At 65.2% G+C, this 11,784-nt stretch carries 13 protein-coding genes; 8 read left to right on the forward strand and 5 right to left on the reverse strand.

Annotation, left to right across the window (positions count from 1 at the left end):
* Positions 1-17: 17 nt before the first annotated feature.
* From pcaG to pcaD, 4 genes are read right to left on the reverse strand one after another with little or no spacing between them, the layout of a single operon-like run.
* Positions 18-632: a protocatechuate 3,4-dioxygenase subunit alpha gene (gene pcaG / locus FJ546_RS02480; protein ID WP_140887797.1), complete on the reverse strand. Its 615-nt coding sequence runs from the start codon at positions 630-632 to the stop codon at positions 18-20.
* Positions 632-1,387, reverse strand: coding sequence for a protocatechuate 3,4-dioxygenase subunit beta (pcaH, locus tag FJ546_RS02485; protein WP_140887798.1), 756 nt, complete (start codon positions 1,385-1,387; stop codon positions 632-634). Before pcaH ends, pcaG begins: the two co-directional genes overlap by 1 nt.
* The gene (pcaC, locus tag FJ546_RS02490) at positions 1,377-1,784 is read right to left on the reverse strand and encodes a 4-carboxymuconolactone decarboxylase (RefSeq protein WP_095791188.1); all 408 of its coding nucleotides are present in this window, start codon (positions 1,782-1,784) and stop codon (positions 1,377-1,379) included. Before pcaC ends, pcaH begins: the two co-directional genes overlap by 11 nt.
* Entirely contained in the window at positions 1,777-2,586 is an 810-nt protein-coding gene (pcaD, locus tag FJ546_RS02495; RefSeq protein WP_140887800.1) for a 3-oxoadipate enol-lactonase, read from the reverse strand. The genes pcaC and pcaD overlap by 8 nt, the downstream gene beginning before the upstream one ends.
* A 93-nt stretch (positions 2,587-2,679) precedes the next feature.
* Between pcaD and pcaQ the strand changes: the two genes are divergently transcribed.
* From pcaQ to FJ546_RS02535, 8 genes are all read left to right on the forward strand, one after another.
* Complete coding sequence (pcaQ, locus tag FJ546_RS02500) at positions 2,680-3,597, forward strand: pca operon transcription factor PcaQ (RefSeq protein WP_140887802.1); 918 nt, start codon at positions 2,680-2,682, stop codon at positions 3,595-3,597.
* 143 nt (positions 3,598-3,740) lie between these two features.
* On the forward strand, positions 3,741-5,057 hold the full coding sequence (locus tag FJ546_RS02505) for an ABC transporter substrate-binding protein (RefSeq protein ID WP_140887803.1): 1,317 nt from the start codon (positions 3,741-3,743) through the stop codon (positions 5,055-5,057).
* A 15-nt stretch (positions 5,058-5,072) separates the two neighbouring features.
* Entirely contained in the window at positions 5,073-5,816 is a 744-nt protein-coding gene (locus tag FJ546_RS02510) for an ABC transporter ATP-binding protein (protein ID WP_140887805.1), read from the forward strand.
* Entirely contained in the window at positions 5,813-6,541 is a 729-nt protein-coding gene (locus FJ546_RS02515; protein ID WP_140887807.1) for an ABC transporter ATP-binding protein, read from the forward strand. The genes FJ546_RS02510 and FJ546_RS02515 overlap by 4 nt, the downstream gene beginning before the upstream one ends.
* Positions 6,538-7,434 (forward strand): branched-chain amino acid ABC transporter permease, encoded by an 897-nt coding sequence (locus tag FJ546_RS02520; RefSeq protein ID WP_140887808.1) that lies wholly within the window; start codon positions 6,538-6,540, stop codon positions 7,432-7,434. Before FJ546_RS02515 ends, FJ546_RS02520 begins: the two co-directional genes overlap by 4 nt.
* Positions 7,431-8,498 carry a branched-chain amino acid ABC transporter permease gene (locus FJ546_RS02525; RefSeq protein WP_140887810.1) on the forward strand — a complete coding sequence of 356 codons (1,068 nt, stop codon included), beginning with the start codon at positions 7,431-7,433 and terminating at the stop codon, positions 8,496-8,498. Before FJ546_RS02520 ends, FJ546_RS02525 begins: the two co-directional genes overlap by 4 nt.
* A gap of 2 nt (positions 8,499-8,500) precedes the next feature.
* The gene (locus tag FJ546_RS02530; protein ID WP_140888050.1) at positions 8,501-9,286 is read left to right on the forward strand and encodes a coniferyl-alcohol dehydrogenase; all 786 of its coding nucleotides are present in this window, start codon (positions 8,501-8,503) and stop codon (positions 9,284-9,286) included.
* A gap of 34 nt (positions 9,287-9,320) precedes the next feature.
* On the forward strand, positions 9,321-10,766 hold the full coding sequence (locus FJ546_RS02535; protein WP_140887812.1) for an aldehyde dehydrogenase: 1,446 nt from the start codon (positions 9,321-9,323) through the stop codon (positions 10,764-10,766).
* Positions 10,767-10,796: 30 nt separating this feature from the next.
* Here FJ546_RS02535 and FJ546_RS02540 read toward each other — a convergent pair whose 3' ends face one another.
* Entirely contained in the window at positions 10,797-11,723 is a 927-nt protein-coding gene (locus FJ546_RS02540) for an aldose 1-epimerase (RefSeq protein ID WP_140887813.1), read from the reverse strand.
* Positions 11,724-11,784: the final 61 nt, after the last annotated feature.

An 11,784-nucleotide genomic window follows, 5' to 3' on the forward strand; every position in this document is an offset into this window, starting at 1 on the left:
CTTGCTTCTCCTGACCATCAACTGTCGAAGAAGACCGTTTCCTTCTCCCCCTGGAGATGGACATCGAAGACGTAAGCGTTGCCCTGGCGCTCGGCGATCAAAGTCGGCACGCGGACGCGGTGCTCGATGCGCGCCAGGATCGGATCCTCGCCATTGGCCTTTTCCTCGTCGGAGAAATAGAGCCGCGTGTGCAGGCCGAGATTGATGCCGCGCGCGACGATCCACAGTGTGACGTGGGGCGCCATCAGCCTTCCATCCCGGAACGGCACGCGGCCGGGCTTGATCGTCTCGAATGCACAGACGCCGGTTTCCATGTCGGTCGGGCGGCGGCCCCAGCCGAGGAAGTTCGGATCGGCCGCGCCGCGCATCTCAGCAGGCGAATTGTAGAGCCCATTCGCGCCCGCCTGCCAGATCTCGATCAGCGCATCCTTGAGCGGCGTGCCGGTGCCGTCGAGCACCCGGATTTTGAGACCGATGCGCTCGCCTTTGGTCCTATCGTTGACCATGGTCGAGCCGAGATCGGTCGCATAGACGCCACTGATGCCGCAGAAGTTGGGCGTCAGCCCGATATGGACGTAGGGTCCGGCGGTCTGCGAGGGGCTCTCCCTGAGCCGGTCGAGCGACTGGGCCATCAATTGCCCTCCAGCTTGTCTTCGAACAGCGAGGAGCGGCGCCCGCGCAGCACGACGTCGAACTTGTAGGCAAGCGCGTCCATCGGGATGGTCGCCTGCGTGTCTAGGATTGCGGTCAGCGCCTCTATGGCCGCCTTGTCGGCGATGCCGCGCACGATCGGGCATTTCCAGATCAGCGGGTCGCCCTCGAAATACATCTGCGTGATCAGTCGCTGCGCGAAGCCGTGGCCGAAAACCGAGAAATGGATGTGCGCCGGGCGCCAGTCATTGGGACCATTCGGCCAGGGATAGGGTCCGGGCTTGACGGTGCGGAAGGCATAGCCACCATCCTCGCCTGTAATGGTGCGGCCGCAGCCACCGAAATTCGGGTCGAGCGGCGCCAGATAGCCGTCCTTCTTGTGGCGGTAGCGGCCGCCGGCATTGGCCTGCCAGAATTCGATGAGCACGCCGGGAACGCCAACACCTCGCTCATCGAGCACACGCCCATGGACGATGATGCGTTCGCCGATGGCGCTCTCGCCCGGCCTGGCGAAATTATGGATCAGGTCGTTGTCGAGCTCACCCAGCATGGCATGGCCGAAGACCGGTCCGGCTATTTCCGACAGCGTATTGTCGAACGAGAGCAGGGCCTTCTGCGGCGAGCGCAGCACCGAACTCTTATAGGCCGGCGTCAGCGCCGGAGGATGCCATGTCCGGTCGCGCTGGAAGAAGGCGCCGGTCTCGGGCTTCCGGTTCGAGCCGGACTCAGAGGGCATTGTCGGCTCCGTCCATTTCCGAAAACACGTCCTTGGCTATTCTGAAGGCACGGTTGGCGGCCGGCACGCCGGCATAGATGGCGACATGCAGGAACGCCTCGCAGATATCGTCGCGCGTCGCACCGGTGTTGGCGGTGGCGCGCACATGCAGGGCGACCTCCTCATCATGGCCAAGTGCCGCCAGCAGCGCCAGCGTGACGATCGAGCGCTCGCGCTTGCTGAGGCCCGGCCGGGCCCACACAGTCCCCCAGGCTGCCTCGGTGATCAGTTCCTGGAAGGGTTGATCGAAATCGGTGGCGGCGACCTCGGCCCGATCGACATGCCGATCGCCGAGCACCGCGCGCCGCACCGCGAGGCCAGTGCGATATCTGGCTGCGTTGCCGGGGACTTCATCCATGGTTTTCTGCTCCAGGGGCAAGCGATGCGACAAAACCGCGGATCAGCGCGGTGAGCGCTTCAGGCTGTTCGACGCAGGGAATATGTCCAGCGTCGCGGATGATCTCGAAACGCGAACCGGGGATCAGAGCGGCCAGCGATCGGACGAGAGCGGGCGGCGTCGAGCCGTCCTGGTCACCGACGACGCAGAGCGTCGGCACCGCGATGCGGCGTGCTGCGTCGGTAAAATCGGCGGCGCGGATGGCTGCGCAAGTCCCGACGTAACCGGCGACAGCCTGCCGGGTCATCATGTTCCAATAGCCGTCCAGCTCGGCCACCCGCGCGGTGTGGAAGGCGGGAGTGAACCACAGTTTGAGCACGCCATCGGCGATGGCCTGGATGCCCTTGCGTTCGACGACCGCGATGCGTGTGTTCCAGCTCTCATTGGTACCGATCTTGTGGGCCGTGTCGCACAGGATCATGGCCTCGACGATCCCGGGGCGCCTGGCGTAGAGCCCTTGCGCGATCATGCCGCCGACCGAAAGGCCGCACAGCACGACCTTCTTCAAGCCGAAATGATCGATGAGCCCCGAGAGATCGTCGACATGATCGTCGATCGACTTGATCTCGCCTATGTCGGACAGCCCGTGGCCGCGCTTGTCATAGACCAGCAAGGGCATGTCCCCCTCGAGCGCCGAGACGATTTCGTCCCAGATGCGGAAGTCGGTGCCGAGCGAATTGATGAACACCACCGTTGGCGTCCTGCTGTTCGCCTCGACATAACGGTGATGCAGCGTGATGCCGCCAAGGGTGACGAATGGCACGATTTCAATCCTCCATCTCCACATTGCACAAGGCATTTGGTTCGGTAAAATGATATTTTGCGCCATTTCATTAACTCGGGGGTTATCAAATCCATGGCCGAGAGCCGCATCCGCTTTCGTCATCTGCAGGCCTTCCTGGAGGTCGCGCGGCAGGGCAGCGTGGCCCGCGCCGCCGATTTCCTGCATGTCAGCGCGCCGGCGGTGACCAAGACGTTGCGTGAGCTGGAAGAGGCGCTCGGTGTCGCCGTTGTCGAGCGTGACGGGCGCGGTATCCGGGTCACAAGGCTTGGCGAGATCTTCCTCAGCCATGCCGGTTCGGCGATCACGGCGTTGAAGCGCGGCGTCGATTCGGTTCGCCAGGACGGCGCCATCAACCGCCATCCGATCCGCATCGGCGCGCTGCCGACCGTGTCGGCCAAGGTCATGCCGCAAGCGATGAGCCTGTTCCTGACGGAAAATACGGGCGCTGCGCTCAAGATCGTCACAGGCGAGAATGCCGTGCTGCTCGAACAGTTGCGCACCGGCGCGCTCGATCTCGTCGTCGGACGGCTGGCAGCCCCCGAGAACATGACCGGCTTCTTCTTCGAACATCTCTATTCCGAACAGGTGCTGTTCGTGGTGCGGGCCGGACATCCGCTGCTCGAACCAGGAGCGGACATCTTCGCCAGCCTCGACGACTTCCCGGTGCTGATGCCGACCCGGGAATCCGTCATCCGCCCCTTTGTCGATCGCCTGTTCATCACCAACGGCATGACAGCGCCGGCGACCGAGATCGAAACCGTCTCGGATTCGTTTGGCCGCTCCTTCATGCGGCAGAGCAATGCGGTGTGGATCATTTCGGCCGGCGTGGTTGCCAACGAGATCGCCAGCGGCGCCTTCGTCGCCCTGCCGGTCGACACCGAGGAAACCAAGGGGCCGGTCGGCCTGACGATGCGCACCGATACGGCGCCATCGCCAGCCTTCACCATCCTGCTGCAGACGATTCGCGAGGCGGCAAGGCCGGGCAAGTGAGGCGTCGGACCATTCGGACCGCGCTCCGTCTTTGCCGGGAAATCCCCTAACCCAGAGGTTAATGAAACACCGCAAAATATCATTTTACCGAACCAAAACGCTGGTGCACTGTGCCGATGGAGGAGCCACAGAGGGAGGAACGCATGACCCATTCTATCGGCAGCAAATCCAGCATCAGCGACATTTCGCGACGCCAGTTCGTCGCCACCTCGATCGCCGGAGGCGCGGCGCTCGCACTCGGCGGCAGGAGCGCTTTCGCCCAGGCAGGCGAAACGCTCAAGGTCGGCTTCGTCAGCCCGCGCACCGGGCCGCTGGCAGGCTTCGGCCAGACCGACGGCTATGTGCTCGACCTTGCCCGCAAGGCGCTGGCCGGCGGAATTGAGATCGGCGGCAAGAAGTACAGCGTCGAAATCCTCGACCAGGACACGCAGTCCGATCCCTCCCGCGCCGGCCAGCTCGCCAAGGATCTGATCAACAACCAAGCCATCGACCTGATGCTGGCGGTGTCGACGCCCGAGGTGATCAACCCGGTGGCCGATGCCTGCGAGGCCGCGGGGGTGCCCTGCCTGTCGACCGTCATGCCGTGGGAGGCCTGGTATTTCGGCCGTGGCGCGAAACCCGGCGCACCCTCGCCGTTCAAATGGACCTATCATTTCGGCTTCGGCGTCGGCGAGTTCTTCAAGACCTATATTTCGCAATGGAACCTGATCGAGACCAACAAGAAGGTCGGCGTCATGTATCCCAACGACGCCGACGGCAACGCCATCCGCGCCAATCTGGCGCCGCTGCTGGCCAAGCAAGGTTTCACCATCGTCGATCCCGGCGCCTACGAGACCGGCACCACCGACTATTCCTCGCAGATCGCGCTGTTCAAGCAGGAAGGCGTCGAGATCTTCAATTCATTCCCGATCCCGCCTGACTTTGCCGCCTTCTGGCGCCAGGCGGCACAGCAGGGGCTGATCAAGCAGATCAAGATCGCCCAGGTCGCCAAGACAGGCCTATTCCCGTCCGATATCGAGGCGCTCGGCGACCTCGGCATGAAGATTTCGAGCGCCGCCTATTGGCACAAGGCCTTCCCCTACAAGTCGCCGCTGACTGGCGTTTCGGGAGCCGAGCTCGCCGACGGCTACGAGGCAGCGAGCGGCAAGCAGTGGACGCAGCAGCTCGGCGCCTCGATGTCGCTGCTGGACGCCGGCTTCGAAGCGCTGAAGGCCAGCACCGACGCCAAGGACAAGGCGGCGGTGGCCAAGGCGCTGAGCACGCTGAAGACCGAGACCATGATCGGCATGGTCGACTTCACCAGCGGCCCTGTCGCCAATGTCTCGCCCGGCCCGATCATCGGCACGCAGTGGGTGGCCGCCAAGGAAGGCAGCAAATTCCCGCTCGACTATGTGGTGACCGAAAACGCCACCGATCCGAAGGTGCCTGTCGAAGCCAAGCTCCAGCCTTACAACGGCTGATGGACCGCAGACGAGGTGGTGACCCATCCGCAACAACAGGCTGTTCTCGTTGCCGCCGGCATCCACAAGCGCTTCGGTGCGCTTGTGGTGCTGGATGCGGTCGATTTCGCCATGGCGGCCGACGAGGCGGTCGGCATTGTCGGCCCGAACGGCGCCGGCAAGACGACGCTGCTCAGCGTGCTTTCCGGCGCCTTTCCGCCGAGTGCGGGCACTGTCAGATTCAAAGGCGATGACGTGACGTCCTTGCCGGCGACGCAGCGTTGCCGGCTCGGGCTGGTGCGCACGCATCAGGTGCCCAAACCGTTCAGCGGCATGACCACTTTCGAGAATGTCTTCGTCGCGGCCTCGCACGGCGCCGGGCTCGGGCGGGACGAGGCCTATGAGGAGGCGCTCGGCTCGCTGAAGCTGTGCGGCATGCTTGATATTGCCAACCGCCGCGCCGAGACGCTCGGACTGCTCGACCGCAAGCGGCTGGAACTGGCGCGCGCGCTGGCGGCAAGGCCGACGCTGCTGCTGCTCGACGAGATCGGCGGCGGCCTGACCGACGGCGAAGCCGGTGAGCTCGTCGACACGATCAAGGAATTGCGCCGCCGCAAGATCGGCATCGTCTGGATCGAGCACATCGTCCACATCCTGCTGCAAGTGGCCGAACGGCTGATCTGCATGGATGCAGGAAAGATCATCGCCGACGGCGAGCCGCAAGCTGTCATGGCCGATCCGGAGGTCGTGCGCGCCTATCTCGGCGGAGGCCCGAAATGAGCCTGCTGTCGGTTGACGATCTCGTTGTCCGCCATGGCCTGCTGCAGGCGGTGCGCGGCGTCAGCTTCAGCATCGAACGCGGCGAGACGCTGGCGCTGGTCGGCGCCAACGGCGCCGGCAAGACCACGCTGCTCAGGGCAATTGCCGGCGCGCACCAGCCGGCGGCCGGCCGCGTGCTGCTGGACGGCGCCGATCTTACCAACGTGCCGTCGCACAGGCGCGTCGGCATGGGCATCGCGCTGGTGCCGGAAGGGCGAAAACTCTTCGTGCAGATGACGGTCGAGGAGAACCTTCTGCTCGGCAGAACCGCCGGCCGGCCGGGCGAGTGGAGCGTCGACAGGGTGCTCGACATGTTTCCCAATCTGAAGCCGCGCCGCCATGCCAAGACGGGCCATCTCTCAGGCGGCGAGCAGCAGGCGACGGCGATCGGCCGGGCGCTGATGGGCAACCCGGACGTGCTTTTGCTCGACGAGGTTTCGCTCGGCCTGTCGCCGCTGATCGTCGACCGTGTCTACGCGGCCCTTCAGGGGCTGATCGCTTCCGGCACGACGATCATCCTGGTCGAGCAGGACCTCAACCGCGCGCTGTCTGTCTCCGACAGGGTGATCTGCATGCTCGAAGGGCGCGTGGCGCTCGAAGGGCCGAGCAAGGCGGTGTCGCGCGACGAGGTGACGAAAGCTTATTTCGGCCTGCACCGGAAAAGTCCCGGGAGCGTTCCGGCATGAGCAACCAGATCATCCAGGGCATCCTGCTCGGTGGCTACTACGCGCTGGTCGCCTGCGGCCTGTCCTTCATGTTCTCGGTGATGCGCATCATCAACCTCGCCCATGGCAGCCTTGCCGTGTTCGCGGCCTTTGCGCTGTGGTGGCTCGCCTCGCGGTTCCATATCCCGCCGTTTGTCGGCCTGCTGATCGTGCTGCCGCTGATGGCGGCGATCGGCTGGGCGCTTCAGCGTTTCCTGCTCGAACGCAGCGCGCGTGGCGGTGCGCTGCTGCCGATCCTGACCACGTTTGGGCTGGCCATTGTCATCGACAACATGCTGTTCGAGCAGTTCGGCGCCGACACGCGTTCGCTGGCGCCCTATATCGGCAGCCTGTCCTATGATTCCTGGGAATGGCCTGGCGGCATCTATGTCGGCAAGCTCGCCGTGATCATGTTCGCCACCGCCGTGATCCTGCTGGGCGGGCTGCAGCTGTTCCTCACCCGCACCCGGCTTGGCCGCTCGATCCGCGCCACCTCGGAAGATCCCGATACGGCGGGCCTGGTCGGCGTCGATGCGCGCCGCGCCAATGCCATCGCTGCTTCCATCGCCATGGTCACGGTCGGCCTTGCCGGCGCGTTCCTGGGCATGCGCGCCACCTTCGATCCCTATGCCGGCGCGCCGCAACTGCTGTTCGCTTTCGAGGCCGCTGTGATCGGCGGCGCCGGTTCGCTGTGGGGAACGCTGGTCGGCGGCATCGTGCTGGCGCTTGCACAGACACTCGGTGCGCAAGTGCATCCGCAAGGCTTTCTGATCGGCGGCCATGCCGTATTCCTCGTCGTGCTGTTCGTGCGGCTGTCCACGTCGGGCCTTGGCCTGCGCGGCCTGTTGCGCCTGCCTTCGCGGAGCGCGTCATGAGTGCCGTTTCGTCCTCGCCGGTCATCGAGCGCGGCACGACGACGTCGCGGATCGCGGCGATTGCGGTCGCTGTCATCATCGCGCTGCTCGCCATCGCGCCGCAGTTCCTCTCGGCGGGCGCGGTCGACCGCATGACGGCATTGTTCATCTATGTGATCCTGGCGGCGATGTGGAACGCACTGGCCGGATTCGGCGGCCTGGTTTCCGTCGGCCAGCAGGTGTTCTTCGGGCTCGGCGCCTATTTCGCCATCCGGCTGGCCGATGCCGGCCTCAACCCTTTCGCCTCGCTTTTCGTGTCGGCGATCGTTGTCGGCGTTGTCTCCTGGCCGCTGTCGTTGTTCATGCTGCGGCTGAGGAACGGCGAGTTCGCCATCGGCATGTGGGTGATCGCGGCGCTGACGCATCTCCTGGTCAATCTCGACCGGCTGGTGCAAGGCGAAACCGGCACGTCGCTGATCTCGCTCAACGTCTACGATGCCGGCACCAGACGGGTGGCGATCTACTGGCTGGCGCTGGGCTCGATGACCGCCCTGCTCGGCATTCTGTTCGGCTTGCTGCGCGGCAGCACGGGTGCCGCCATCCGCGCCATCCGCGACAATGAGGAAGCCGCCGCCTCGGTCGGCGTGCGCGTCACCGGCACCAAACGGCTTTTGTTCGTGCTTGCCGCCTTCGGCATCGGCGTTGCCGGGGCGCTGTGGCTGGCGACCTCCATCACCTTCCAGCCGAAAACCTACTTCAACGTCCAGTGGACCGCCTACATGATCTTCATGGTGCTGGTCGGCGGCATCGGAACGTTCGAGGGCGCCATCCTTGGCGCGCTGGCGTTCTTCCTCATCGAGACCTGGTTCGGCGGCACCGGCGTCTGGTACCTCGTCGGCCTCGGCGCCACCGCGGTGCTGTTCTCGCTGTTCCTGCCGCGCGGCCTGTGGGGGACGATCGAGGAGCGCTTCGGCTTGCGCCTGCTGCCGGTCGGCTACCGTGTCAGGCTTCCGGAAAATGCTCCGGCCGGTGACGGCACCGCCCCCTCGCCGGAGCGAACCACACTTGATCAGGAGAAGGCATGACCATGCTTTTCGGCAAGACGATCCTCATCACCGGCGTTGCTTCCGGAATCGGCGCCCGCACGGCGGAACTCGCCGGCCAGCTTGGCGCGGACGTGATCGGCGTCGATGTACGCGAGCCGGCGGCAGCGGTGGGCAGTTTCGTCAAGGCCGATATCTCGTCGAAGGCCGGCGTCGACGAGCTGGTCGCGCGCCTGCCGCAGCGCATCGATGCGCTCTGCAATGTCGCCGGCCTCTCCGGCAACACCGGCGCGGTGTCGACGCTGGCCGTCAATTTCTTCGGGCTGCGGGCGCTTTCGGAAGGGCTTGCGCCCAAACTTCGCGAAGGCGGCGCCATCGTCAATGTCGCCTCGATCGCCGGCTACGGCTGGCGCGCCAATCTCAACCGAGCGGCCTCGATGGTCGGCATCGAGGGTTTCCCGGATGTCGCCAAGGTGGTCGCCGACCATGCGGTCAGGAACGAGGAAGGCTATCCCGTCTCGAAGGAACTGCTCCTGCTGTGGACCTTTCGCGCGGCGCACCAGGATCTGTTCAAACGCCGTGGCATCCGCGTCAATGCGGTGAGCCCGGGACCGGTCGAGACGCCGATCCTGAAACAGTTCCGCACCGTGCTTGGCGATGCCCGCGTCGACAGCGACATTGCCAGGGTCGGACGGGCCGGCACATCGGGCGATATAGCGCCTGTCGTGCTGTTCCTATGCTCGGACGGCGCGCGCTGGGTCAACGGCGCCAACGTGCCGGTCGACGGCGGCCTCGAAGCATCGATCAACGCCGAAGTGCTCGGCTTCTAACCGCGAAGCTCCAGACGGAGCGAGGGAGACAATCATGGATATCGGACTTTTGATCGACGGCGACAAAAGGGATGCGTCCGGCGCGGCCGCCTACGAGCGCATGGACCCGTTCACCGACAAACTGGCAACGCGCGCTGCCGCTGCCAGCGTTGCCGACGCCAATGCCGCGGTCGACGCCGCTGCAACCGCCTTTACGACCTGGTCGAAGACCGGGCCTGGCGAGCGCCGTGCCTTGCTGTCAAAGGCGGCCGACGTCATGGCCTCCAAGGTCGGCGAATTCACCAAATTGATGATGGAAGAGACCGGCGCAACCGGCCCCTGGGCCGGTTTCAACGTCATGCTGGCGGCCAACATGCTGCGCGAGGCGGCGGCCATGACGACGCAGATTTCGGGCGAGATCATCCCTTCCGACAAGCCGGGGACGCTCGCCATGGCGATCCGCCAACCGGCTGGCGTGTGCCTCGGCATCGCGCCGTGGAACGCGCCGGTCATTCTCGGTACCCGCGCCATCGCCATGCCGATCGCCTGCGGCAACACGGTAGTGCTGAAGGCCTCCGAAATGTGCCCGGGCACACACCGGTTGATCGGTCAGGTGCTGGTCGAGGCCGGCCTGCCCAAGGGCGTCATCAATGTCGTCACCAATGACCCCAAGGATGCCGCTGCGATCGTCGAGGCGCTGGTCGCGCATCCCTCGGTCAAGCGCGTCAACTTCACCGGCTCGACCAAGGTCGGGCGCATCATCGCCGAGCTTGCCGGGCGGCATCTGAAGCCGGCGCTGCTCGAACTCGGCGGCAAGGCGCCGCTGCTGGTTCTGGACGACGCCGACATCGACGCAGCGGTCAATGCGGCGACCTTCGGCGCCTTCATGCATCAGGGCCAGATCTGCATGTCGACCGAGCGGCTGATCGTCGATGAGAGGATCGCCGACGAATTCGTTTCCAAGCTGGCCGCCCGCGCGTCGAGCCTGCCGGCCGGCGATCCGCGTGGCCATGTCGTGCTGGGCTCGCTGATCAGCAGCCAGGCGGCCGACAAGATGGAGGAGCTTGTCGCTGACGCCGTCGCCAAGGGCGCCAAGCTTGCCGCCGGCGGCAAGCGTACTGGCACCGTTGTCGAGGCAACGCTGCTCGATCATGTAACGCCTGCCATGCGCGTCTATGCCGAAGAATCCTTCGGGCCGGTCAAGCCGGTGATCCGGGTGAAGGGCGAGGACGAGGCGGTGCGTGTCGCCAACGACACGGAATACGGCCTGTCGTCGGCGGTGTTCAGCCGCGACATCAAGCGTGCCATGGCGGTCGCCGCGCGCATCGAGGCCGGCATCAGCCACATTAACGGCCCGACCGTCGGCGACGAGGCGCAGATGCCGTTCGGCGGCGTCAAGGGCTCGGGCTATGGCCGCTTCGGCGGCAAGGCCTCGATCGCCGAATTCACCGATTTGCGCTGGGTGACGATCGAGGATCCCGGCCAGCACTATCCGTTCTGAGCCGGCTCGTCTCGCGATCGGCAATACGGATCAAACGGCCAGGGACGGCGTGAAGCGAACGCTGGCGGATCGCATCAGACCGGGCGCCAGTACGATGCAGCCAGTGTCGATGCCGCCGCCCGCGTGGTTGAAGGCATCCGTGATGTTGCTGACCGGCTCGGCGCAAAAGAACGGCTCGCCGGGCGGCGTGTAGAGAACAAGGAAATCGAGCGGCGCCTCGGCCTCGATGTCCAGTCGCCATCCGTGTTCGGGCCAGGAGATCCGGGCGCGGCGCGCCCATCCGGTGAAGACCGTGTCGAAGTCCACTTCCGATACGTCGAAACCGATGGACGGGTCGGCTCCTGCCGGCGGCAGGACATGCCGGGCGGGCAGGACCTCCCTGTCCGTCTCCCACATGCCGGATACCGGCGCCTGGACATGCGCCCACGGCGTCGACGGGAAATAGGGATGGAGGCCGAAGCCAACCGGCATCGGTGCGTCCGACAGGTTGCGTACCTTGATGGTCACGCAAAGCCTGCCGTCAGCCAGCGTTATCTCTTGCTCGGCTTCATAGCTCCACGGCCAGGAATCGGCGGCGTGGCGATAGCGCAGGACGATCATGCCGGCTTCATGCCTGACGACCACCCAAGGCCGACGCCAGCCATGACCATGCTCGTGATGAGGATCGTCGGCAGTCGTCGGAAGCCGGACGGTACGTCCCGCGAACTCGAACCGGCCGCCCCTTATGCGATTGGAATAGGGAACGAGCGGGAAGCAGGCCATGGCGCCAACATCGCGGCTACTGATCGCCGCCGGATCGGCCGGGCGCAGCCAATCCACAGCGGCGCCATCTTGCCACCATCGATACGACGCCAGCGCACCGCCAGCGGCCGGAGCAATGTCGACCGTCGCGATGCCGTCGCTGATCGAAACCAGTTCCGTGTGCTGCGCGGCAATGGCAGCGAAATTCTTTGTCATAGGCGCTCCCCCGTCCCTTGACTCCAATCGCAATGACGATAAGACATATCATATGAATAGT

The organism is Mesorhizobium sp. B2-4-19 (assembly GCF_006441315.1).
In the GTDB taxonomy this organism is placed as follows: Bacteria; Pseudomonadota; Alphaproteobacteria; order Rhizobiales; family Rhizobiaceae; genus Mesorhizobium.